Raw genomic sequence first — 23,406 nt, forward strand, 5'->3', positions numbered from 1 at the left:
ACTGGCCTGACCGCGTGTCGACCCGGCCTGACCCCCGACCGCTCGCAACCGGCTCCTCAATCGAGTGCCGCAACCCTTGTACCCGACGGCCCCTTCACGCGCAAAGCCCGCAGATCGACCGGCCTGCGCGCGACTCGTTCAACGCGGTCCGGGACCGGCCAATTAGGGTCGTGGGCGTGACTGCTTCTGCACCTGCCGCCGCCCGGCCGTTTGACGTGGCCTCCGCCACCCGCTGGGCTGAACCTCGGGCGGGACATGCCGGGGTTCTGAGTACGCCGCGATCCGCGGTGAGTGTCGCGGTCACAGTGTTCGTGACTTTGACGGTTCAGGTTCTTGTGCAACCGCTCGCAGCGCTCATCCAAGGTGGGGTGGAGTGGACACTCATCTTCCCGCCTCCGGTGCTGTTGTCGCTGCTCCTGCTTGGGTGCGCTGTTCAGGCTGCCTCGATCCTGTTGAGCGACCGGTCGCCCGAGGCCACCGTCGTCATCGTGACCGCTGTCTACATTGGGCTCGCGGTCGGGCTGTCGGTACCGAGATGGCTGATCGGCATGTATCTCGTTATCGCGTTGGCGTTGTTCCTGCTCGCGACGCGAAGGCCCCTTGCCGTTTCGATCGCGTGGCTGGCGGGGGTTGTGGTTGTCACCCTGGGCGCGCTGTCTCTCTGGGTCTCGACGACAGGGCTGCCCCTTGCGACGGTGGTCGGCTTCGTGACGGCGGAGGGGATTCAGTTGGCTGTGCCCGCGACCGCCGGCACCGCGCTCGGCGCGTGGTGGGGTGTGCAGATGCGTCGCGTTGCCGTCGCCCGTGCGGAGGCTGAGTCCGCCAAGCTGGAGCAAGAATGGCGTGTCGAGGAGGCGCAGCAGCGAGAGCGCACACGAATCGCGCAGGAGTTGCACGATGTCGCGGGGCAGCATCTCGCCGGCCTGATCACGCTCGCCGACGCCGCGCTGGCGATCGCTCCCGACCGCCCCGGTGACGCGTTGCTCCTTGTCGAGGAAGTCCGCAACGAGGGTCGCTTCGCGGCCGCGAGCCTCGCAGGCGCTCTCGCAGACCTCCGGGCGGTGGGAACGGAGCCACGGGAGCTGACCCGTGATCTGCGGCAGGCAGGCGAACTCATCGAGTTCTGGCGGAAGCGCGGGATGAACATCACCCTCGCCGCGACGGGACCCGTCGAGGAACTCCCCACAGTGGTCTCCGCGACCGCGTACCGGTGCGCGCAGGAAGCGATCACCAACGCCGCCAAGCACGCTCCCGGCGCGAGGGTCGACGTCGAGATCACAGCGGCAGCCGACCGCCTCAGCGTGCTGATCGCCAACGGATCCACGTCTTCGGCGACGCCGGCCGTCTCCGGGCTGGGCCTCGGCTGGGGACTCAGCGGAATCCGAGACCGAATCGACCTGCTGCGGGGCACACTCGTCTTCGGAGCGACACCGGACGGCGGCTGGATCGTGCGGTTCGGTATCCCCATTGCGACCACCGACTGAGAGCACGTCATGACCGCCAGCGCCCACCCCATCCGCGTGCTGATCGCCGACGACAATCGCTCTGTACGCAAAGGCCTGCGCCTTCAACTGGAGGCAGCGCGCGGCATCCATGTCCTCGGCGAGGTCTCCAGCGGGTCGGACGCTGTTACGGTCGCGCGTCGCGAACGAGCCGACGTGGTGCTCATGGATCTGCAGATGCCCGGGATGAGTGGAATCGACGCCACGCGCGAACTCACGAGGTCGATGAGCGGGCCGCCCGTCGCTGTCATCGTGATGACGAGCTACGCGATCGATGGGTACGTCACGGACGCCCTCGACGCGGGGGCGATCGGCTACCTCCTCAAGAGCCACGACTCGGACCAGCTTCTCGCGGCGATTCACGCTGCGACACGTGGCGAGGCGCACATGTCGCAGCGCGTCAGCACCCCGCTGGTGCGCGAGTTCGCCCGACGTGGCGCAGCCGATCCCGAGATGGTCATGCGCCTGTCGGCGGCCGAGTGTCGAGTCGTCGCCGTGCTCTCCAGCGGCACCACCAGCAACGAGCAGATCGCTGAACGACTCCGGCTGTCCGTGCATACCGTCCGCTCGCAGATGCAGTCGGCCTTGAAAAAGCTCGGCCTTGACGATCGCACCCAGCTCGCGCTCTGGGGGGCTCGAAATCACCTCGACCGCGACGCGGACTCACTCATTTGAGCGATTTTCACGAGCGGAGATCTCACGAACCTGCCGCGCGCAAGCCGGAGTCCGGCGCTCTCGAGGGGTGAGACCGCCGCGTCGAAGCAGTTCCTGACCTTACGGTGTCGCTATGCGCTTTCGCCCAGCTCTCGCACTCGGCCCAGTAGTCCTCGCCTTCGCCCTGACCAGCTGTGCGACTCCCGTGGCTGGAGCGGGGCCGGCTGCGCCCGACTCAAGCAGCGAATCCACCCCCTCGCCGACGTTCGAGGAGCCAGTGGACAGCGAGGTCGCTGCGGCCCGGGAACAAGCACAGGCGTGGCTCGACGCCGCCACCCTCCCGCCGGGCTCCGTTCGTTCCGATACGGCGATCAGTGGCTTCTACTCCTACACCGGCTGGCCGTGCGGTCCCGTGGAAGAGCTCCGCGCGTACTGGACGATCCCCGGCGCGACGGTGAGCGAGACGGCCAACTGGCTGATCGAGCATCCGACCGCCGACCTCGTCACGACGGCGTTCGCGCCTGTCGCGGACGACCCTGCCATTGACTCGACGACCGTCGGCTACCTTCCGGCCCCGGATTCGCAGGAGGGCATCGTCTATACGATCCTGAGGAGAAGTGATGGCGTTGCCGTAAGAGCGGAGATCGCCGCTCAGACCGAATCCGCCGTCTGCCCGCCCCTTCCCGACGGCGCGACGTACGGGGCACCCGGGCAGGGCTGACGCGCAGTCCGAGTTCAGCCACCCGATCTCAGCGACGAGGGATGGTGGTGGCTCGGTCGGAACACATTCGATGGCGAGGAGAGCACGATGGTGGAGGGACGTGACGCCGGTATCGACGACGCGCCGCGACCGCTTAGTGGCAAAGACCGGCGTGTCATCGCATGGACGATCGCGCTAATCATCCTCGGCGGTTACGTGCTCGTGCAGCTGCTCGGTGTGGCCACCGCGAAAGACGTCGCACCGCCGGCATGGCTGATCACCGTGCCTGCGGACGCAACGATCGTGGGTGAACCCCATATCGACCGCCAGCCGTACCGTGCCACCACCTATGTAAAGGTTCGACCGGCAGACGGCCAGAAGGCTCATCAGCTCATTGAGGACATGGGGCTGTCCGAGCAACCGACCCAGATCGGTCCGAGCCCATTGGATTGGCGTCCCGTCTGGGTGTACAGCAGACCGGTGCAGGACGGCGTCGAGATACGACTGGTGTACCTCCGAGACTCCGCAGACATCATCACGCCATGACGATGGCGTGCGGGGGGCGACTGCGACTGTCAACGCGACTGAGCGCTGCATCGGGAACCGAATGGCGCACGCTGCAGGGATGATGAGGATCGGCCTATGAGAGGGATGCCGTGACGCCGGAATCGACGACGGACGAGTTTGCTGATCTCGACGAGCTGATGCGCGGCTCCTACGAGCCGGCACCCCTGCCCGCCGGATGGTCTCCCCGCAACGGCGGGCCAGCCGACGCCGGGCATGGATCGTCACCGCGATCGTTGTCGTGGCGCTGCTCGCAGGAACCGGCGGCTATGTCGGCTGGGCGCTGACGGCGCCGCTGCCGGAGCCGGTCATCACGTCGCAGGAGCCGCGAGTACCGGCGATGAACCCGGCGCCGTTCATGCTCCCTACGGACGGCGCGGCCGCGCTCAGCGTGTCAGGAGGCGAGGAGTACTTCGGCCCGGAGGCCGAGGGGATGTGGGTCACCAGCGGCAGCGGCGAGCCACGTCCGATCGCGAGCATCAGCAAGCTGATCACCGCGCTGGTCATCCTCGACGCGCACCCGCTGACAGGAGCGGACGACCCCGGCCCGACGATCACCTTCACCAAGGCGGCCCACGATCTGTACGACAAGTACTACGTGATGGGCGCGACGATCGCCGCGATGCCGACGGGTAGTTCGATGTCTCTGCACGACGCGCTCGCCACAATGCTCATCCCGTCCGCGAGCAACTACGCCGAAGCGATCTCGACCTGGGCGTTCGGGTCGCAGTGGGCGTTCCTCCAGGCGACGCGGATCTGGCTGGACGAGCACGGCCTGACGGACACCACCATCTACGAGCCGACCGGGATCGATCCCCGCAACACGAGCACGCCCGCCGACCTCATCGCGATCGCGAAGCTCGCCGCCGCGAACCCCGCGATCGCGCAGATCACCTCGACAAGGGCGCTGACGCTACCTGGCCCGGGCCCGATGGTAAACACCAACAACTTGCTCGGCAGCCAGGGCATCAACGGGCTCAAGACCGGGAACCTCGGGCAGGGCACCTACAGTCTGCTGTTCACCGCAGCCATCGACGTCGGCATCGGCGAGCCCCTCCGCGTCTTCGGGGTCCGACTCGGCGGCGCCACCCGCGAGGGCGTGGCCCGCGACGTGAAGCTCCTGCTCGACGGCATCATCTACGGATTCCAGACCGTCCCGCTCGCGAAAGCCCGGCAGGAGGTCGGCACGATCGCCACGGCATGGGGCTCCACCGCCACCATGGTGATCGACGCCCCCGCATCGATCTACACCTGGTCTGACACGCCCATCACCATGACCATGGACCTCGGAACTCCCGACACCTACACCGACGGCGAGGCCGTCGGAACGATCACCTGGACCGCAGGCCCCCACACGACGACCGCCGACGTCCGCATCGACGGCGGAATCCAACCACCCACCGGATGGTGGCGGCTCACCAACCCCACCCACCTGTGGGATTGAGGGTCCGCTCCCGCGGCCACCTGGTTGGCTCCGACCAGAGAGGAGCGGTTGAGGACCCGGATTCGTGCACCATGAGGCCGTTCGCAGCAGTGGTGGCGGCGATGGTTGGTTGGGGAGATGTCGGCGCCACGGCTGGTCCCCCACCCTTCGTCTTGCGTGCGCGCATCGATGCTATCGTTTTTCGATAGATACCGATTGTTGAACGATGGGTTGGCGGATGCGCGGTGTAGTGATTCTGGTGACGAAGGCTCTGATCGTGCTGTTGTTCGCCGCTGTTGCTGCCTGCCAGCTGTGGGTGGTGCCGCAGATAGCCGCGGGGTTCGCGGCGGCGGCGCCGGAGTTCGCGGCGCTCGAGCTGCCCGGCGTGCTAATGGTCGGTGCGTTGCTGCTGTGCGTGCAGGTGGTGCTGGTGTGCGTGTGGCGGCTGCTCACGCTCGCCGCGCGGGAGAGCATCTTCGACGCTGCCGCGTTCCGGTGGGTGGACGCGATCATCGCGACCGTCGTGATCGCCGGAGTCCTGATCGTGGCGGGCATGGTCGTCATCGATCGTGCCCAGGCGGGAAGCCCGTTCATCCTGATCACCGGCATCATCGCGCTGATCACCGTCGCCGGGTTGGCGCTGGTGGTCGTGGTGATGCGGGGGCTGCTGCGGCAGGCGACGCTGCTGCGGCAGGAGATGGCCGAGGTGGTGTGATGCCCATCGTGATCGACCTCGATGTCGAACTGGCGAAGAAGAAGATGAGCGTGTCGGAACTCGCCGCAGCGATCGACATCACACCGGTCAACGTCTCGGTGCTCAAGAACGGCCGCGCGAAGGCGGTGCGATTCTCGACCCTCGACGCGATCTGCCGGGTTCTCGAGTGCCAGCCGGGCGACATCCTCCGCTGGGTGCCCGACAGCGCCGACGCACGAGCGGACACCACCGCGTGAACCGCGCGGTCCGGATCACGCTGCAGATCCTGAACGTCCTCGCCGCAGTCGCAGCGGTCGGCGTCACACTCGCGCTATGCGGCGGCGCCCTGCTGTTCGCCGCGCTGACCGGCGACACGACTTACAACGAGCCGACCACCGCCGCGGGGTGGATCGACGAGATCGCCCAATCGGCCGGCAACCTGCTCACCCTCTCCGCGATCCTCGCCGTGGCGCTGATCGTCGCGTGCGCCGTCGCTGTCGGTGCGGCGCTTCTCAGGCGAACGGTGTGGATCATCATCGGCGGGCTCTGCGGCATCCTCCTCGCCGCCGCGCAGATCGGGGTCATCTATGCGAAGACGGAGTTCGACGCCCTCGCGAACCGTGCCATCGCCGCCGTCGGCAACACCGTCGCGATCGAACCGCAACCCCCGGCGGAGCCGGAACCGGAACCGATCACCTTGCAGGATGCGCGGGACGAGATGACCCGGATGCTGGAAGCCACCCTCAACGCCGCGGTGCCGCCCGTCGTCGGCGAGAACGGCGACCCGATCATCATCGACGACATCGAGATCCGTGCCACCGCGTGCGACGAGCAGGGCGCGAAGCTCTGGGCCGCGCTGACCCTCACCACAGGTGACAACGCGGGCTCCCTCGCATCGATCCTCGGGGCGTGGGACCGCGCCGGATACCTCCCCGACCGTGCCATGCAGGAAGACGTCCGCTACAGCACAACCCTCCCGCTGGAACGGATGAGCATCCGCGACAAGACCACGATCGACGGGTACATCCACATGGGCATCGCCAGTGCGTGCGCGATGGCAGACCGGTGACGACAAGTGAGAGCCGCCGCGCCGGTCGGGACGCGGGGGAGGCGGATTCGCCGCCACGTGCGGCGACCTTGAAGCGGAGGCTTGTCGCCCTCTGCCCTGCTGTCTTGGCATTAGGGGTCATCTTGTTCGTCGTCGGACGGGGCAACGAACCCGGCGCCGACATCCCGCGACCAGCGGATCGTGTGGCGGCGGGCTTCGCGGACGATTACCTGCTCGTGACATTGAACGCCGTCGCGGACGCCCCTGATCCCGCGGTCAGCGGTCGCGCCGAGCGCGTCAGTGTGTGGCTGCGGTCTGTCGCTGGCGCGTCCGTACCCGGCTCGTACGAGTCCCTCAGCGTTGGCGAGCGCCAAGGCGCAAGGTTCCCGGTCGTCGTCTTCTCCTACTGGGAAGACAAGTCGTTCTCGGGCGCCTGGAACCGTCCATACTATGGCCGAGCCTGCCGCATCTACACGGTCGGCGAACACGACGTGACCTCGACATCGCTGGACTGCCCGCCCAACGTCGGCGATCACCCCACCAGCGCCACTCTAAGCAACGAAGGTTGGTTCGCGAACTGAGGATCACGGCGCAGACACACCGTCCCCTCGATCACCCCGCCGCCACGAATGCCCCTACAGCTCAATGCGAACGCAGGTCGCGCTGATCCGGCGCCACCACACGGTAGTGTCCGACGCGTGCGCATTCGACGGTGGTTGCATCTCGCGATCGTAGGGGTCCTGGCGACGACCCTGGTCGCGTGCACGGCCACACCACAGACATCCGACGCCACCACAACACTCCCTGCCCAGCCATCGCCTGCGGCGCCCACGGCCTCACGGACTCCGACGCCCGACGCGCTGCCAGCGGATGACCCGGGACCCTGCGATGACGTCGATCCCGCCGTGCCCGTCGACGACGAATCCGAGGTTGAGCAACTTGGTGGCGTAACCCTCATCACGCCCATCGACCGCGGACCCATGCCCCACGCCGCAGGCGACGCGATCCTCGACGCCGCGAACGTCCCCGTCGCGTACACAGTTGCCCAGAACGACGTCATCTCGGTCATCGGTGCGCGGTTCTGCGTCGGAGAGCAATGGCTCTTCTGGGTCAACTACGTTCGCCGAGACGGAGATGCCCTCTACGCCGGCGACACGCTCAACCTCGACGCACACACCATCCTCAGCGTTGGCGATCAGAACGGCGTCGTTTACGACAACGCCCTACCCGAGGGCTTCACGATCCCTCCCCAGCGCTGAGGAGCGGTCGCGACGCACGCACAGCCCACCGCCACCGAACGCGCTACCGCCCGTTCAGGACCTACCACCATCGCGCGATGCCCGCAGTCCGACCGGTTACTGCGCGGCATCGAGGAGGGCGTGCAGGTATCGGCGGCGGGCGAACACTTGCGCCGCGAGCAGGAGCGGGTAGACAACCCGCCACCGCCAGGTCTCGCTCGCGCGGGTGAGAGAGCGGATGGTGAGCGTGACCTTGTCGCCAGCGCGTTCGATGATGAACGCCTCTTCTCCGGAGACAGGATGCTGCGGAAGTGTCCGGGAGGCGAAACCGACTCGAGTGTCGGTTTCGATGACGTCGACCACCTCTACTGGTTCTCGAATCGACAGCCCGAAGGGATGGGCGGTGATGACGGGACGATCACCAGGCGAGACTCGCCGATCAGGGGTGACGGTGAAGCCGCTGCGGGTCTTGACGCCCCACCGGAGCACCTCAAGCGTGGCCCAGTCCCAGAGTTGCTCTCCAGCGCCGATGTCGGTGGACCGTTCCCACGCGCGGTACCCGGCAGGCCGCTCTCGCCAGGCAACTTCGCTGACCTGCGTGAGAGAACCAGATCCGATGTCGACCACACCTGATGCTCCCATCGATGTCTCTCCTGTCGCCCGCGGAGGTGCGGGTTGCGTGCGTATCGTCGTCGGCGTTTCGGGACGCGTTCGCACTGGAGCGGTCGGACACGACAGAACTCACGCCCAACTCCGCGCGCACACGGACCGGCGAGCGTGCGACTTTCTTCGGGTGCTCTCGGTCCGGCGTGTTCAGTTGGGGTCGGCGCGGGAGATCCGGCAGTCTCACTCTCACGCGCTCCTCCTTGTCCAGTAGACCGTTGGACGCAGGAGAAGCGAAAAGCTACGAAGTCCAGGAGGAACTGGAGTAGATGACGCGCTCGGACAAACTGCGGCTCAGCACCGTTCTGCGCCCGCTTCTTCTCGGTGCGGTGGCGTTCACGCTCGCCGGATGCGCGGCTCAGAGCACGGGCTACTCGGACCTCGACCGCGCATCAACCGACCAGGATGCGCTGCCCGCTGAGACGCAACCATCGGACATGGTGGACCCCGACACGATCCGTTTCGTGACCACCGACGGCGACTGGTCCATATGGATCGCGTCCGGCTCCGAACCCGATTCGGTCTGCCTCATCCTCTTCGCATCGGCGAATGGATCGAACACGGCGACTACGAGTTGCGATACCTCCGCTGGCGGGGTGAGGGTCGACGAGAACGCCCCAGGCGGGAACTACCTCGCAATTCCTGACAGTGCGACACCGCCCGACGACGCCACGGCGCTATCCGAGAACGTCTACCGCATCGGAACGGACTGAGAAGGGTAGGCCTCATCAGCGGACGTCCTGGGCTGACTTTGCCTGCGATCGGTCTCGGCGGTCGCTTCCGGCACGACCACGGCTGGCACAACGCTCTTCTTCGGCGTCGTGCCTCTGATGATCGCGCAAGTGGCGGGTCTGCTGATCCTTTGCGCGGTCGGCGTCCAGGGCCGCTACGATCGCCGGCGCGGATTCTGGCTCGGCGTAGCGGCAGTGTTCGTCGCTTCGATCGTCGGACTGGTCGTGACGCTGATGTTGTCCGGCGGTCAGCTCATCGCAACTCCCCACTACGTCCCCTGATCCCCAGTCGAGCAGATCGCACGCAGGAGTGCCGAGGTACGCTCGCCCAAGGACTCGACAGCGGAGCTAAGAGACCTCATTAACCGGCTGATCGCCGAGTAAACCGTGAGAACAATCGTGGCGAACCTGGGTCAAACGGGCACATCGACGAAAGGTCGAATTCCGCGGAAGATCAACGAAGACCCGGTCCCGCACATCGACGAAATGCGATCGGCTATGGGTTCAAATCCCACCGTCACCGCCAGAAAAACCCCCGTTTATCGGGGGTTTTTCCATTTCCGGGAATTGCCCGCGGCCGAGTGTCATCGGAGGCTGGGAGACCGGCGGTGGAGCCGCCCATCGCAGGCTGGGTGAGCGACGATCGCCGATCTCACTCCGGATCGATGATCAGATTGGTGATGCGCGCTGTGGCGAGGTGCGCCTCGAGGTCGTCCTCGATGCGGATCTCGTGCGTAGCGGTGCGCTTGCCGAGGTGAAGCGCGGTCGACGTCGCTCGGATGAGGGTTCCCCGCGTCCCCCGGTGGTGGGTGATGTTCAGGTCGACGCCCACGCAGACCTTGCCCATCGAGCTGGCATGGATGAGGGCAGACCAGGATCCCACGGCCTCGGCGAGGGCCGCGCTCGCGCCGCCGTGGAGTCTGCCGAGGGACTGGGTGTTGCCGCTGACCGGCATGGTCGCCACCACGCGTTCGGCCGACTGCTCCTCGACGGTGATGCCGAGCTTCTCGTCCAGTGCGCCTGGCTCGATGCGCCAAACAGGGGAAGTCATGTCGTGACTGCTGCTCCTTCCGAGGGCGGCGCGGCTTGCAGGCCATCGAGTGTGACGCGCAGGACATCCTCGGCGAGCTCGTCGGGGTCGACCGTGCCGTCGGGACGGTACCACTCGACGAGCGAGTTGATCATGCCGAAGACCAGGCGGGTGGCGACGGCGGCGTCGATGTCGCCCCGCACGAGCCCTTCGGTCTGAGCGTCCCGAACGATTGTGGTCACGCGCTGATCGAAGGCTCGTCGGCGTGCGAGCGCGGCCGTCTCGACATCGCTGTTGCCACGCACGCGCAGGAGCAGCGTGACGGAGGGAAGCTTGGCGATGAGCACCTCGACGGCGCCGCGAACGATGCTCCGCAGTTGGTCGGATGCCTGCGTGTTGCGGGTGACCGCCTCGTCGAGCGCCGACTCGAGCGCACCCAGCGCGTCGTCCAGAGCGACGGCGAGGATGGCCGACTTGGATTCGAAGTGGTGATAGACGGCCGACTTGGTCACCCCCAGCTCGCCGGCGAGATCCGAGATCGATGTCGCGTCGTAGCCGCGTTGATTGAACACCCGAACGGCGACCGAGAGGACCTGATCGCGGTCGTAGCCCGGCCTGCCTCTCCGCGCCGGCGGCGACGGGGAATCGGTGAGTGCCATGCCGCCAGTCTCCCACCGCCCGTCCGTCCGAACCGGTCGTGTCCGCCGGGCTTGCCCGACGGGCGCGTCGTCTGGCATTATTACTGACCGATCGGTCGGAAAAGCGCGAAGTCGCGCGTTCGAGAGGACGACGATGTCCGAGGCATACCTTGTCGGGGGAGTTCGCACGCCTGTCGGGCGCTACGGCGGCGCGCTCGCGGATGTCCGTCCGGACGACCTGGCCGCCATGGTCGTGCGGGCGGCGGTGGAGCGCGCCGCCGTCGAGCCGGGGGCGATCGACGAGGTGTATCTGGGTGCGGCCAACCAGGCGGGAGAAGACAACCGCAACGTCGCGCGCATGGCCGTTCTCCTTGCCGGCCTCCCCGACGACGTGCCGGGTCTGACGGTGAACCGGCTGTGCGCATCCGGTATGTCGGCGGTCGCTCTCGCCGCCAACGCGGTGCGGGCAGGCGACATGGATGTGATCGTCGCCGGTGGCGTCGAGTCGATGACGCGCGCACCGTGGGTGCAGGCCAAGCCATCCCGCGCCTGGGCGAAACCCGGGGATGCCTACGACACATCGATCGGATGGCGGTTCACGAATCCCGCGATGGCGGCGCGTGACAAGGCGACGTTCTCGATGCCGGAGACCGCGGAGGAGGTAGGTCGAGTCGACGGCATAACGCGCGAGGATGCCGACGAGTTCGCGCTGCGCAGTCACATGCGCGCCATAGCCGCCATCGATGCGGGGCGCCTGGCTCCGGAGATCGTGCCGGTCCCCACCGCGCGTGGCGCCGTGGTGGACACGGACGAGGGCCCACGGCGAGAGACCTCGATCGGCGCCCTCGCGAAGCTTCGTCCGGTCGTCGCCGGCGGATCGGTCGTCACGGCCGGGAACTCCAGCTCGCTCAATGACGGCGCCTCGGCACTCGTCGTGGCGAGCGCCGCCGCGGTGGAGCGGCATGGGCTGCGCCCGCGTGCCCGGATCGTGTCCGCTGCCTCGGCGGCGCTGGCTCCCGAGATCATGGGGCTCGGCCCGGTCCCGGCGACGCGCAAGGCTCTCGAGAAGGCCGGACTGCAGGTGGGAGATCTCGGTGCCGTCGAGCTGAACGAGGCATTCGCGACGCAGTCCATCGCTTCCATCCGCCGCCTCGGGCTCGACCACGAGATCGTGAATGCCGACGGCGGCGCGATCGCGCTCGGGCATCCTCTGGGGTCGAGCGGCAGCCGCCTGCTGGTCACCCTTCTCGGTCGCCTGGAGCGCGAGCGCACGAGATTCGGGCTGGCCACGATGTGCGTCGGCGTCGGCCAGGGAACCGCCATGATCGTGGAGCGGATCGATGGCTGAGAGCGTGCGCGTCGAAGAGCGCGACGACCGGGTCGTAGCGATGCTGGACCGTCCCGACGTGCGCAACGCGATCGATCAGGACACCGTCGACGAACTGCATGGACTGTGCGCGCGACTCGAGGATCGTCCCCGTGTGCTCGTGATCACCGGAGCGGGCGGGGTCTTCGCTTCGGGCGCCGATATCGCACAGCTTCGGCAGCGCAACGCATCCGACGCCCGCCGCGGCATCAACACCACGGTTTTCCGCCGCATCCGCGCGCTGCCGATGCCGGTGATCGCCGCGGTCGACGGCTACGCTCTCGGCGGCGGTGCCGAACTCGCGTACGCCGCCGACATCCGCATCGGGACGACGCGCGTGAAGATCGGGAACCCCGAGACGGGACTCGGCATCATCGCCGCCGCCGGTGCGACCTGGCGGCTGCCCGAGATCGTCGGCCACGCGCGCGCGACCGAGCTGCTCCTGACCGGCCGGGTGCTCGGCGCGGAGGAGGCACTGGACTGGGGCCTGCTGACATCGGTGCACGAACCCGACGAGCTCATGGCCGCAGCGGATGCGCTGGTCGACCGCATCACCGCGAACGGTGCGCGCGCGACCGAGCTGACCAAGACGGCGCTGCGAGCCCCGACGGATGCGCATCCGGCGATCGAGCTCGAGCTGCAGGCCGAGCTGTTCGAGAGCGATGAGAAGCATCGCCGCATGACGGCGTTCCTGGAGAGGAAGAAGACCAGGTGAGCCTTCCCGAGACCGTCGGCGTCCTCGGCGGCGGCCGCATGGGTGCCGGCATCGCGCACGCGTTCCTGCTGGCAGGTGCCCGCGTTCACGTCGTCGAGCGCGACGCCGCCGCCGCGGAGGCGGCGCGGAGGCGTGTGGAGCAGAGTCTGCACCGCTCCGCCCAGAAGGGCGTCATCCCGCGGTCAGTCGATGACCTCGCCGGCGCGTTGACGGCAGGGATTGACGCATCCGACTTCGCGCCAGCCGGTCTCGTCGTCGAGGCGGTTCCCGAGGACCGGCCGCTCAAGGAAGATGCCCTGGCCCGCATCGAGAGCGTCATCGGCCCGGATGCCGTTCTCGCTTCGAACACCTCGTCGATCTCGATCGGCGCGCTCGCCGGATCGCTGCGGCGCCCGGGTCGATTCCTCGGGCTGCACTTCTTCAATCCGGTTCCTGCCTCGTCGCTGGTCGAGGTCGTGGTCGGGCCCGACACCGACGAGAGCGTCGCCGAGGCAGCACGCGGCTGGGTGTCGGACATCGGCAAGACGCCGGTGGTCGTCCGCGACTCTCCGGGCTTCGCCTCGAGCAGGCTCGGGGTGATGCTCGGGCTCGAGGCGATCCGGATGCTCGAGGAGGGTGTCGCCTCGGCGGTGGACATCGACGCGGCGATGGAACTGGGGTATCGGCATCCGATGGGGCCACTGCGCACGACGGACCTCGTCGGCCTCGATGTGCGCCTGGGCATCGCCGAGGAGCTGGCCGCGGAGCTGGGAGAACGGTTCGCGCCGCCGGAGCTCCTGCGACAGCTGGTGGCGGATGGACATCTCGGCCGGAAGACCGGCCGGGGATTCTACGAATGGAGTGACTGAGATGAGCGACATGATCCTCGAGAGCTACCTGCAGGGAACGTGGTGGTCCCCGGAATCCGACCCCGACGCCGTCGTCGTGCGAGACGCGTCCACGGGTGAACCCGTGACGAGCGTGAGCACGCGCGGCATCGACCTCGCCGGCGCTCTCGCGTTCGCGCGGGACGCCGGCCAGCGCCGTCTCGGCGCCCTCACCTTCCACCAGCGGGCTGTGCTGCTCAAGCAGTTCGCCCAGGCGCTCTCCGCCCGCAAGGAGGAGCTCTACGAGCTGTCGCTGCGCGCCGGCGCAACCCGTCGTGACTCCCTGAGCGACGTCGACGGCGGCATCGGCGTGCTCTTCACCTACTCGTCGAAGGGCCGGCGTGAGCTGCCGAACGGCCAGGTCGTCCTCGACGGCCCGGCCGAGCCGCTGTCCAAGGACGGATCGTTCCTCGGGCGCCACGTGTACACGCGCCTGCCCGGCCTCGCGGTGCAGATCAACGCCTTCAACTTCCCCGTCTGGGGGGCGCTGGAGAAGTTCGCGCCCGCGTTCCTCGCCGGCGTCCCGACGCTGGTGAAACCGGCGACCCCGACCGCCTACATCGCCGAGGCGTGGGTGCGGATGCTCGACGAGACCGGGCTCCTGCCCGAGGGTGCGCTCCAGCTGGTCAGCGGGAGCGTTCCGGGGCTCTTCGACCTGCTGGACCTCGGCGACGCGGTGGGGTTCACGGGAAGTGCCTCGACAGCCGAGCGGCTCCGCGCGCAGGCGAAGCCCGGCGTGCGCTTCACGAGCGAGACCGACTCGATCAACGCCTCGGTCCTCGGTCCTGACGCCCGGCCGGGAACCCCCGAGTTCGACGCCTACATCCGGCAGCTCCTGATTGAGCTCACGACGAAGGCCGGTCAGAAGTGCACCGCCATCCGGCGGGCGATCGTGCCGGCCGAGGCGGCGGATGCCGTCGCGGAGGCGCTCGCCGAGAAGATCGGCGAGCGCGTCGTCGTCGGCGACCCGCATGCCGAGGGTGTCACGATGGGGCCCCTCGTCTCGCTCGCGCAGCGCGACGAGGTGCTGCGCCAGGTCGGAGTGCTCGAGGCGGCGGGGGGCCGCGTCGTGGTCGGCTCGACCGATGCCCCCGAGGTCGTGCGCGCCGACGGCAGCGCCGGACCGGCGCCGGACGGCGCCTTCCTCTCGCCGATCGTGGTCCGGTTCGATGACGCGTCGGCGGCGCCCGTCCACGAGATCGAGGCGTTCGGCCCGGTCACGAGCCTGATCACCTACTCGTCGGTCACTGAAGCCGCCGATCTCGTCGGCCGTGGCGGCGGGTCGCTCGTCACGAGTGTTGCGACGCACGATCCCGACATCGCGGTGGACCTGCTCACGCGCATCGGCGCATACAACGGCCGAGTGCTCTTCCTCGACCGTGACGACGCCCGCACCTCGACGGGCCACGGGTCCCCCGTTCCCCACCTCGTCCACGGTGGCCCCGGCCGCGCGGGCGGGGGCGAGGAGCTGGGCGGAATCCGTGCGGTGCTCCACTGCATGCAGCGCACCGCCGTCCAGGGGTCGCCGCGCATGCTCACCGCTCTCACCGGCGTGTGGCATCCGGGCGCGGACGCCGATGCGAGCGGCGTGCACCCGTTCCGCAAGCCGCTCGCCGATCTGCGGATCGGCGATCGCGTCGAGTCCGCCGAGCGCGAAGTGACGCTCGACGACATCGAGACGTTCGCGCACTTCACCGGCGACACCTTCTACGCGCACATGGACGAAGAGGCAGCCGCCGCCAACCCGTTCTTCCCGGGGCGGGTCGCCCACGGCTACCTGCTGGTGTCGTGGGCGGCGGGGCTCTTCGTCGACCCTGACCCGGGCCCCGTCCTCGCCAATTACGGCCTGGAGAACCTCCGGTTCGTCACTCCGGTGTCACCGGGCGACCGCATCCGCGTCGCCCTCACCGCGAAGCAGATCACGCCCCGTGAGACCGACGAGTACGGCGAAGTGCGCTGGGATGCCGTCATCCGCAACAACCGCGACGAGGTCGTGGCGGAGTACGACGTGCTCACGCTCGTCGCGAAGGCGTGGACGCCGGGCGGCGCTTCCGCGTCGGCGCCGAGCCGCGCACAGGTGCCGGCGTGACCACGCAGCGGCCCATGGTGCAGCGCGACAGGGCATCGCACATGCTCGGCATGGTGGTGGAGCGGGACGTTCCGGGCGAAGCCGTCGTGTCGATGGCCGTCCGCGAGGACATGACGAACGGGTTCCACATCACCCACGGCGGGCTGGTCTTCGCGCTCGCCGACACGGCCTTCGCGATCGCGTGCAACGAGGACGACCGGGTCACGGTGGCCGGCGGTGCCGACGTCGCCTTCCTCAAGTCGACGACGGCGGGGCAGACGCTGACGGCCCACGCGGTCCGCCGCGTTCGCCGTGGCCGCAGCGGCCTGTACGACATCACCGTGACCGACGACGCCGGCGACGTGGTGGCCGAGGTCCGAGGCCGCTCGCTGACCACCGATCGCCGACCGCCGACGGAGCCCGCCGTTGTGTCGTCGGAAGCGCCTCGATAGACTTACTGACCGAGCGTTCTGTAAAAGGAGTCGACGATGACCGCAACGACCGCGACGCGCGCGATCACGGACGAGGAAGGACAGGCGGCGTTCGACGCCATCATCGAAGCCGATTCGCGCATCGAACCGCGGGACTGGATGCCGGCGGCGTACCGCAAGACGCTCATCCGCCAGATCTCCCAGCACGCGCACTCCGAGATCATCGGAATGCAACCCGAGGGCAACTGGATCACGCGGGCGCCGAGCCTCAAGCGCAAGGCGATCCTGATGGCCAAGGTGCAGGACGAGGCGGGCCACGGGCTCTACCTCTACTCGGCGGCCCAGACCCTGGGGATCACCCGCGATGAGATGACCGAGCAGCTCATCGAAGGCCGGGCGAAGTACTCGTCGATCTTCAACTACCCGACGCCCACGTGGGCGGACATGGGCGCGATCGGCTGGCTCGTCGACGGTGCGGCGATCTGCAATCAGGTTCCGCTGTGCCGGGCCTCGTACGGCCCCTACGGCCGGGCCATGGTGCGCATCTGCAAGGAGGAGTCGTTCCATCAGCGCCAGGGCTTCGAGATCCTCCTCACCCTCATGCAGGGGACGCCCGCGCAGCGGCAGATGGCGCAGGAGTCGGTGGACCGCTGGTACTGGCCGAGCCTCATGATGTTCGGCCCGCCCGACGACGAATCGCCGAACTCGGCGCAGTCCACGGCCTGGAAGATCAAGCGCTTCTCGAACGACGTGCTGCGCCAGCGGTTCATCGGGATGCTCGTCCCGCAGGCCGAGATCCTCGGGGTGACGCTGCCCGACCCGGAGCTGCGGTGGGACGAGCAGGAGCAGCGCTGGCACACCGGCCCGATCGACTGGAACGAGTTCCACGAGGTGATCGCGGGGCGCGGTCCGATGAACGCCGTGCGCCTGCAGAACCGCCGCGACGCGCACGAGGACGGCGCATGGGTGCGCGAGGCGGCAGCCGAATACGCCCGCAAGCAGACCGAGAAGGCGGTGGCGGAATGACGACCCCGGGCGGCTCAGACCGCGAGACCTGGCCCCTGTTCGAGGTGTTCGTCCGCGCCGGGCGCGGACTGTCGCACGTGCACGCGGGATCGCTGCACGCGCCGGATCCCGAGATGGCCCTTCGCAATGCGCGCGACCTCTACACCCGGCGCGGCGAGGGCACCTCGGTGTGGGTCGTGCCGGCCGATGCCATCACGACGAGCGACCCCGACGCGAAGGGCGCGTTCTTCGAGTCGCCCGCGGGCAAGAACTACCGCCACGCCGTGTACTACACGGCGTCCGAGGGGGTGCCGCACCTGTGATCGAAACCACCACCCCTGACGAGATCGATCCCCACGGAGAGGTCACGGTCGACCGCGTCGAGCTGTCCGCCGAACTCGCGGGAAGCGAAGGACGCGCGTCCAGCGCGGAGATCGCGCAATACGCGCTGTGGCTCGGTGACGACGCACTCATCCTCTCGCAGCAGCTCGGCGCGTGGATCGCGCACGCGCCCGAGCTCGAAGAGGATGTCGCGCTCGCGAACATCGCCCTCGACCTGCTGGGCCACGCGCGCTCGCTGCTCAGATACGCCGGAACGTTCGACGATCGCACGGAGGACGATCTGGCCTACTTCCGCGACGAGCCCGAGTTCCGCAGCGCCTGGCTGTTCGAGCAGCCCAATGGGGACTTCGCCCGCACGATCGCCCGCCAACTCGTGGCGTCGGTGTACATGTACGAGCTCTACCGCGCGCTGTCGTCGTCCTCCGATGCATCGCTCGCGGCGATCGCCGCGAAGGCCGTCAAGGAGATCGACTACCACCGAGACCATGCCGTGCAGTGGACTCTGCGCCTCGCGGGAGGAACCGACGAGTCGCGTCGGCGCATGGTCCGGGGGCTCCACGACACCTGGCCCTACGTCGACGAGCTCTTCCGGGACTCCCGCCCCGTGGACGCGCTCCCCGGCGTCGCCGTTGCGCCGTCCTCGCTGCGGGACGGCTTCGGTGCGGTGATCGACGCGGTGTTCGCCGAGGCGGATCTCGCGGTTCCCGAGGTCGAACCATCCGCCGCCGGGGGCCGCCAGGGGCGCCACTTCTCGACTCTGGGCCATCTGCTTGCGGAGATGCAGGTGCTGGCCCGCCGGCATCCGGGAGCGACATGGTGACCACGACCGAACAGGAGCATCTCTGGCAGAGCGCGGCCGGTGTGCGCGATCCCGAGGTTCCCGTGCTGACGATCGAGGACCTCGGTGTGCTCCGCGACGTCGACTGCGACGGCGGCCGCGTCACCGTCACCATCACGCCGACATACTCCGGGTGTCCTGCGATGGAGACGATCCGGGACGACCTGACACTCGCACTGGCGGCCGCGGGCTACGACGACGTCGACATTCGCACCACTCTCACGCCGGCGTGGACGACGGAGTGGATGTCGGAGGAGGGAAGGCGAAAGCTCGCCGAGTACGGCATCGCACCGCCGACCGGCACGCGGCCCGCCGGGCCGATCCGAATCGCGCTGAGCGTGCCCTGCCCCCGGTGCGGTTCCCTCGCCACCCGCGAGGTCTCGCGGTTCGGCTCCACCTCCTGCAAGGCCCTCTACGAGTGCAGCGCCTGTCTCGAGCCTTTCGACTACTTCAAGGTGCACTGACGTGGCGGCGATCAACGTCCCCCGGACCCAAGCGCCCGAGGCCGAGCAGGTCGCCGAGGCGTTCCTCCACAGCGCCGTCGGAGGGCCCTCGGCCACCGAACGCAAGCGCGCGCGCTTCCACTCGCTTGCGGTTTCGGCCGTCCGGGCGCTCACCGAAGACTCCGTCGAGGTGAGCTTCGCGGTCCCCGAGGAGCTGCACAGCGAGTACGACTACCTGCCCGGTCAGTACGTCGCGCTGCGGGCGACGATCGAGGGTCACGAACTGCGACGTTCCTACTCCCTCTGCCGCTCGCCGCAGGGCGGATCGATCAGCGTCGCGATCAAGCGCGATCTGGGCGGCCTGTTCTCCACCTGGGCGCAGACCGAGCTGCGCCCCGGCGACCGCATCGACGTCATGAGCCCGCAGGGGACGTTCACATCGACCCTCTCCGACCTCGACGGCGCACACGTGGGCGGCATCGCAGCCGGTTCCGGCATCACACCCCTGATGGCCCTCGCGTCGACGGTGCTCGCACGATCGCAGACATCGCGGGTCACCCTGGTGTACACGAACCGGTCGACGACCGACGTCATGTTCCTCGACGATCTCGCCGACCTCAAGGACCGGTATCCGACCCGGCTGGCGCTGCACCACGTGCTCTCCCGCGAGCAGCGTTCCGCCCCCGTTCTGTCCGGGCGCATCGACGAAGAGAAGCTGCGCACGATCCTCGACGCGCTCGTGCTGCCGGAGACCGTCGACGAGTGGTTCCTGTGTGGGCCGTTCGACCTCGTGCAGCTGTGTCGCGACACCCTGGAGAGCATCGGCGTCTCACGCGAGCACGTCCGGTACGAGCTGTTCACGACCGGCGACGAAGCACGTCCCGCGGGAAACGACGGGCGACCCGTCGTCGTGCGCACGGACGACCCCGTCTACTCGGTCGACTTCACCCTCGACGGTCAGTCAGCGACGGTTCAGAGTCCCGTCAGTGCTCACGAGAGCATCCTCAACGCCGCGCTGCGCGTCCGTCCCGACGTTCCCTTCGCCTGTGCCGGCGGCGTCTGCGGCACGTGCCGCGCGCGCGTGGTCGAGGGTGCTGTGAACATGACGGAGAACTACGCGCTGGAGCCGGACGAGCTCGAACGCGGGTACGTCCTCACCTGCCAGTCCCACCCCACGACGGAGCACATCACCGTCGACTACGACGCCTAGGAGAGCACCGTGATCGACCTGCGCATCGATGAGGGCGTCGCCTTCGTCACCCTCCGCAACCCCGACAAGCTCAACGCCCTCGACGAGCAGGCCGTGCGCGACCTCGGGGAGGCGTACGCGGATGCCGAGAGCGCCGGCGTCCGCTCCCTGCTGCTGCAGGGGGAGGGGCGCGCGTTCTGCGCCGGCCGCGACATCTCGGGCGTGGATCCCGCCGCCGACGACGTCATCGGCTATCTCGGCGACACCGTGACGCCCGTGCTCCGCCGCATGTCGGCTTTCCCCGCGCCGACCTTCGCCGTCGCCCACGGGGCCTGCCTCGGCGTCGGGCTCGGACTGCTGATCGCGACCGACGTCGTCTACGTTGCGGACAGCGCAAAGATCGGCTCGCCCTTCGCGGCGCTCGGCGCGACGCTGGACTCCGGAGGTCACGCCCTCTTCTTCGAGCGTCTCGGCGCGCACAAGACCCTGGACCTGATCTACACGGGCCGGCTCATGAGCGGCACCGAGGCTGTGGAGTCGGGTCTCTTCTCGCAGGTCCTGCCGGCCGGCGAGGTGGCGAAGCACACCGCTCAGGCAGCGCGGCAGGCCGCGCTGGGGGCGACCGAGGCGTTCCGGGCGAGCAAGCGACTGATCTCTCAGCTGCGCGACGAGCGTCTCGGGCTGTGGGAGTCGCTCGCGAACGAGAGCACCGCGCAGGCGGCGCTGTGTGCGACGGAGGACTATCGCGAGGGCTTCGCGGCTTTCCAGGCGAAGCGCACGCCCGCGTTTCGCGGCATGTGAGCGCGTGCCCAGGGAGGAATAGTGCGCATCTCAGCTCGGTTGCGCCGAACGTGAAGGCGGTCGTGTACTCCCAGCCCGGTGACTCCTCTGTCCTGTCTGCGGTGGACAGGCCCTTGCCGGAACCCGGCCCCGGTGAGGTGCGCGTTCGGATCGCGGTGTCGGGAGTGAACCCGACCGACTGGAAGGCCCGCGCCGGCAATCCGACCGTGCGTGGCGAGATCGTGCCGAACCAGGACGGTGCGGGAGTCGTCGACGCCGTCGGTGACGGGGTCTCGACGCTCCGTCCCGGTGACCGCGTGTGGGTCTACATGGCCGCCCACCGCAGGCCCACAGGGACCGCGCAGGAGGCCACGGTCCTGCCCGCATCCCGGGTCGTTCCGCTCGCCGATGACGCCGACTTCTCGCTGGGCGCGAGCCTCGGCGTCCCGACGATGACGGCTCATCGCGCCCTCACCGTCCACGAGTTCGGCCCGAGCCGGCTCGCGCCCGGAGCGCTGGAAGGCCGCGTGGTGCTGGTGGCCGGCGGCGCCGGTGCGGTGGGCCACGCCGCGATTCAGCTCGCGCGCTGGGCGGGTGCGACCGTCCTCACGACCGTCAGCTCGGACGAGAAGGCTGAGCTGGCGCGGGCTGCGGGAGCCGACCACGTCATCGACTACAAGCGCGAGGATGTCGCCGCCCGGGTGCGCGAGATCGCTCCGGATGGCGTCGACCAGATCGTCGAGGTCTCCCTGGCGGTCAACGCTGAGCTGGATGCGGAGATCGCCGCCAACCACGCGTCCGTCGCGTATTACGCCGACGACGGCGGACAGAGCTTCGCGATGCCGATCCGGTCGAGCTTCGCGAAGAACGTGCGTGTGCAGGGACTGCTCCTCTACACGATCGGCGACGCCGCGCTGGAGGCCGCCGCAGCAGACGTCGCCGCGGCCGTCGCCGACGGCGCACTCCCCGTGGGAGAGGACGCCGGGCTGCCGCTGCACTGGTACCCGCTCGCCGAGACCGCTGCCGCGCACGACGCGGTGCAGAGCGGTGCGGTCGGGAAGGTGCTCATCCGCGTCGGCGACCTTTGAGCCGAAGCGAACGACGTCTGAGAGGATCGATGCCATGTCAAACGCCTCGGCACCTCAATCGAACTCGTCAGCCTGGATCGCCTTCTGGCTCGGGCTCGCCGGTCTCATCCTCATGCCCATCCCGCTGTTCATCGGGCTGATCCTCGGTGGCGGCCTGTCGATCGTCGCCGCGGTGTTCGCCGTCATCGCCCTGCTGAAGGGCCTCGCGCGCAGTGGCAAGGGCATCGCGCCGGTCGTGTTCGCCGGCATCTTCATCCTGCTCACGTGGGGCGGCATCTCGATCGGCGGCGGCATCGTCTGGTGACCGTGCCCAGGGCGCTTCGCGCGTCCAGCCTCGGGTCCTCGCAGAAGGAAGGCACGCCATGAAGGCTCTGATTCATCACGCGTTCGGCGATCCCGCCGACGTCCTCGCCGTCGAGGACGTTCCCACTCCGGAGCCGAGCGCGGGCGAGGTGCGGGTTCGGCTGACGCTCTCCGCCATCCACAACCACGACCTCTGGACGGTGCGCGGCACCTACGGGTTCAAGCCCGCCCTGCCCGCGCGTGCCGGCACCGAGGCGGTCGGCGTCGTCGATGCTCTCGGCGCCGGGGTCGAGCACCTTGCGCTCGGGCAGCGCGTCGCGACGGGCGGCACGTTCGGCGTCTGGGCCGAGCAGTTCATCGCGAAGGCGGCAGCGCTCATCCCGGTCCCCGACGACCTCCCCGACGAGGTCGCCGCGCAACTCGTGTCGATGCCGTTCTCGGCGATCAGCCTTCTCGACTCGCTCGACCTCGGCGAAGGCGACTGGCTCATCCAGAATGCCGCGAACGGCGCGGTCGGGCGTCTTGTGGCTCAGCTCGCGGTCCCGCGCGGCATCAACGTCGTCGGTCTCGTGCGCCGCGCGGAAGCCGTCGATGAGCTCGAGGCTCAGGGCATCAGCCGCATCGTCGCCACCGACTCGGATGACTGGCAGGCACGCGTCGCCGAGATCACCGGCGGAGCTCCCATCGTGACGGGCGTCGACTCGGTGGGCGGTCGGGCCAGCGGAGACGTCCTGTCGCAGCTCGCCGAGAACGGAACGCTCGTGGCGTTCGGCGCGATGGCGTCACCGACGATGGAGATCTCGTCGGGCGACGTCATCTTCAAGCAGGCCATCGTGCGCGGCTTCTGGGCCAGCAAGGTGAGCGCAGCGATGCCGCCGGAGGACCGCGCCCGCCTCATGGGCGAACTCCTGGCCCGCGTGAAGGACGGGACCATCACCCTGCCCGTCGAGGCGACGTACCCGCTCGCCGGAATCGCGGATGCCGCGCGTGCCGGCTTCCGCCCGGGGCGCGCGGGAAAGATCCTGCTCCGCCCCTAGCCCTCGGCGATCGGGGGAGATCCGCCGGCCCCGGCGGCATCCTCGAGGGA

Annotated in this window: 29 protein-coding genes; 26 read left to right on the forward strand and 3 right to left on the reverse strand. The window is 68.7% G+C overall.

The features are described from left to right. Positions 1-176 precede the first annotated feature (176 nt). The 10 genes from P0L94_15950 (at position 177) to P0L94_15995 (ending at position 7,844) form a co-directional block, all read left to right on the forward strand. On the forward strand, positions 177-1,484 hold the full coding sequence (locus P0L94_15950; protein WES63948.1) for a histidine kinase: 1,308 nt from the start codon (positions 177-179) through the stop codon (positions 1,482-1,484). Between the two features lie 9 nt (positions 1,485-1,493). Then, on the forward strand, positions 1,494-2,177 hold the full coding sequence (locus P0L94_15955) for a response regulator transcription factor (GenBank protein WES63949.1): 684 nt from the start codon (positions 1,494-1,496) through the stop codon (positions 2,175-2,177). A 256-nt stretch (positions 2,178-2,433) separates the two neighbouring features. Further along, positions 2,434-2,877, forward strand: a complete 444-nt coding sequence (locus P0L94_15960) for a hypothetical protein (GenBank protein ID WES63950.1) — start codon at positions 2,434-2,436, stop codon at positions 2,875-2,877. Positions 2,878-2,964: 87 nt separating this feature from the next. Next, complete coding sequence (locus tag P0L94_15965) at positions 2,965-3,402, forward strand: hypothetical protein (protein ID WES63951.1); 438 nt, start codon at positions 2,965-2,967, stop codon at positions 3,400-3,402. Between the two features lie 259 nt (positions 3,403-3,661). Continuing rightward, positions 3,662-4,864 carry a hypothetical protein gene (locus P0L94_15970; protein WES63952.1) on the forward strand — a complete coding sequence of 401 codons (1,203 nt, stop codon included), beginning with the start codon at positions 3,662-3,664 and terminating at the stop codon, positions 4,862-4,864. Positions 4,865-5,102: 238 nt separating this feature from the next. Continuing rightward, positions 5,103-5,558, forward strand: a complete 456-nt coding sequence (locus P0L94_15975) for a DUF2975 domain-containing protein (GenBank protein WES63953.1) — start codon at positions 5,103-5,105, stop codon at positions 5,556-5,558. Beyond that, positions 5,558-5,794 carry a helix-turn-helix transcriptional regulator gene (locus tag P0L94_15980; GenBank protein WES63954.1) on the forward strand — a complete coding sequence of 79 codons (237 nt, stop codon included), beginning with the start codon at positions 5,558-5,560 and terminating at the stop codon, positions 5,792-5,794. The genes P0L94_15975 and P0L94_15980 overlap by 1 nt, the downstream gene beginning before the upstream one ends. Beyond that, complete coding sequence (locus tag P0L94_15985) at positions 5,791-6,606, forward strand: hypothetical protein (GenBank protein ID WES63955.1); 816 nt, start codon at positions 5,791-5,793, stop codon at positions 6,604-6,606. Before P0L94_15980 ends, P0L94_15985 begins: the two co-directional genes overlap by 4 nt. Before the next feature lie 122 nt (positions 6,607-6,728). Next, positions 6,729-7,166 (forward strand): hypothetical protein, encoded by a 438-nt coding sequence (locus P0L94_15990; protein WES63956.1) that lies wholly within the window; start codon positions 6,729-6,731, stop codon positions 7,164-7,166. A gap of 324 nt (positions 7,167-7,490) precedes the next feature. After that, the gene (locus tag P0L94_15995) at positions 7,491-7,844 is read left to right on the forward strand and encodes a hypothetical protein (protein WES63957.1); all 354 of its coding nucleotides are present in this window, start codon (positions 7,491-7,493) and stop codon (positions 7,842-7,844) included. A 96-nt stretch (positions 7,845-7,940) separates the two neighbouring features. Here the strand turns inward: P0L94_15995 and P0L94_16000 are convergent, their stop codons facing one another. Next, positions 7,941-8,450, reverse strand: a complete 510-nt coding sequence (locus P0L94_16000) for a DUF1990 domain-containing protein (protein ID WES63958.1) — start codon at positions 8,448-8,450, stop codon at positions 7,941-7,943. A gap of 305 nt (positions 8,451-8,755) precedes the next feature. Between P0L94_16000 and P0L94_16005 the strand changes: the two genes are divergently transcribed. Together P0L94_16005 and P0L94_16010 are read left to right on the forward strand one after the other, a co-directional pair. Then, positions 8,756-9,199 carry a hypothetical protein gene (locus tag P0L94_16005; protein ID WES63959.1) on the forward strand — a complete coding sequence of 148 codons (444 nt, stop codon included), beginning with the start codon at positions 8,756-8,758 and terminating at the stop codon, positions 9,197-9,199. Between the two features lie 108 nt (positions 9,200-9,307). Beyond that, a complete protein-coding gene (locus P0L94_16010) occupies positions 9,308-9,499 on the forward strand; it encodes a hypothetical protein (GenBank protein ID WES63960.1) in 192 nt (63 codons plus the stop codon). 370 nt (positions 9,500-9,869) lie between these two features. Here the strand turns inward: P0L94_16010 and P0L94_16015 are convergent, their stop codons facing one another. Then, positions 9,870-10,268, reverse strand: a complete 399-nt coding sequence (locus tag P0L94_16015) for a PaaI family thioesterase (GenBank protein WES63961.1) — start codon at positions 10,266-10,268, stop codon at positions 9,870-9,872. Next, a complete protein-coding gene (locus P0L94_16020) occupies positions 10,265-10,906 on the reverse strand; it encodes a TetR/AcrR family transcriptional regulator (protein ID WES63962.1) in 642 nt (213 codons plus the stop codon). The genes P0L94_16015 and P0L94_16020 overlap by 4 nt, the downstream gene beginning before the upstream one ends. Here P0L94_16020 and P0L94_16025 point away from each other — a divergent pair. The 14 genes from P0L94_16025 to P0L94_16090 all read left to right on the forward strand — a co-directional run bounded on the left by P0L94_16025 (position 10,905) and on the right by P0L94_16090 (position 23,356). Next, positions 10,905-12,233 carry an acetyl-CoA C-acyltransferase gene (locus P0L94_16025; GenBank protein ID WES66333.1) on the forward strand — a complete coding sequence of 443 codons (1,329 nt, stop codon included), beginning with the start codon at positions 10,905-10,907 and terminating at the stop codon, positions 12,231-12,233. The genes P0L94_16020 and P0L94_16025 overlap by 2 nt on opposite strands. Further along, positions 12,226-12,966: an enoyl-CoA hydratase/isomerase family protein gene (locus tag P0L94_16030; GenBank protein ID WES63963.1), complete on the forward strand. Its 741-nt coding sequence runs from the start codon at positions 12,226-12,228 to the stop codon at positions 12,964-12,966. The genes P0L94_16025 and P0L94_16030 overlap by 8 nt, the downstream gene beginning before the upstream one ends. Further along, a complete protein-coding gene (locus tag P0L94_16035) occupies positions 12,963-13,814 on the forward strand; it encodes a 3-hydroxyacyl-CoA dehydrogenase family protein (GenBank protein ID WES63964.1) in 852 nt (283 codons plus the stop codon). The genes P0L94_16030 and P0L94_16035 overlap by 4 nt, the downstream gene beginning before the upstream one ends. A gap of 1 nt (position 13,815) precedes the next feature. Then, positions 13,816-15,921, forward strand: coding sequence for a phenylacetic acid degradation bifunctional protein PaaZ (gene paaZ, locus P0L94_16040; protein ID WES63965.1), 2,106 nt, complete (start codon positions 13,816-13,818; stop codon positions 15,919-15,921). Beyond that, positions 15,918-16,352: a hydroxyphenylacetyl-CoA thioesterase PaaI gene (gene paaI, locus P0L94_16045; GenBank protein WES63966.1), complete on the forward strand. Its 435-nt coding sequence runs from the start codon at positions 15,918-15,920 to the stop codon at positions 16,350-16,352. The genes paaZ and paaI overlap by 4 nt, the downstream gene beginning before the upstream one ends. Before the next feature lie 36 nt (positions 16,353-16,388). After that, positions 16,389-17,357 (forward strand): 1,2-phenylacetyl-CoA epoxidase subunit A, encoded by a 969-nt coding sequence (gene paaA, locus P0L94_16050; GenBank protein WES63967.1) that lies wholly within the window; start codon positions 16,389-16,391, stop codon positions 17,355-17,357. Further along, positions 17,354-17,659: a 1,2-phenylacetyl-CoA epoxidase subunit B gene (gene paaB, locus P0L94_16055; GenBank protein WES63968.1), complete on the forward strand. Its 306-nt coding sequence runs from the start codon at positions 17,354-17,356 to the stop codon at positions 17,657-17,659. Before paaA ends, paaB begins: the two co-directional genes overlap by 4 nt. After that, positions 17,656-18,498: a phenylacetate-CoA oxygenase subunit PaaC gene (gene paaC / locus P0L94_16060; protein WES63969.1), complete on the forward strand. Its 843-nt coding sequence runs from the start codon at positions 17,656-17,658 to the stop codon at positions 18,496-18,498. The genes paaB and paaC overlap by 4 nt, the downstream gene beginning before the upstream one ends. Further along, positions 18,495-18,980, forward strand: coding sequence for a phenylacetate-CoA oxygenase subunit PaaJ (gene paaJ / locus P0L94_16065; GenBank protein ID WES63970.1), 486 nt, complete (start codon positions 18,495-18,497; stop codon positions 18,978-18,980). The genes paaC and paaJ overlap by 4 nt, the downstream gene beginning before the upstream one ends. Position 18,981: 1 nt before the next feature. Beyond that, positions 18,982-20,169, forward strand: a complete 1,188-nt coding sequence (gene paaK / locus P0L94_16070) for a phenylacetate-CoA oxygenase/reductase subunit PaaK (GenBank protein WES63971.1) — start codon at positions 18,982-18,984, stop codon at positions 20,167-20,169. A gap of 9 nt (positions 20,170-20,178) precedes the next feature. Further along, a complete protein-coding gene (locus P0L94_16075) occupies positions 20,179-20,949 on the forward strand; it encodes an enoyl-CoA hydratase-related protein (protein WES63972.1) in 771 nt (256 codons plus the stop codon). Positions 20,950-21,062: 113 nt separating this feature from the next. Then, positions 21,063-22,016, forward strand: coding sequence for an NADPH:quinone reductase (locus P0L94_16080; protein WES63973.1), 954 nt, complete (start codon positions 21,063-21,065; stop codon positions 22,014-22,016). Positions 22,017-22,050: 34 nt separating this feature from the next. After that, positions 22,051-22,320, forward strand: a complete 270-nt coding sequence (locus tag P0L94_16085) for a hypothetical protein (protein WES63974.1) — start codon at positions 22,051-22,053, stop codon at positions 22,318-22,320. Between the two features lie 58 nt (positions 22,321-22,378). Then, the gene (locus P0L94_16090; protein ID WES63975.1) at positions 22,379-23,356 is read left to right on the forward strand and encodes a zinc-binding dehydrogenase; all 978 of its coding nucleotides are present in this window, start codon (positions 22,379-22,381) and stop codon (positions 23,354-23,356) included. Positions 23,357-23,406 lie beyond the last annotated feature (50 nt).

The sequence above is a fragment of the Microbacter sp. GSS18 genome, assembly GCA_029319145.1.
Taxonomy (GTDB): Bacteria; Actinomycetota; Actinomycetes; order Actinomycetales; family Microbacteriaceae; genus Microbacterium.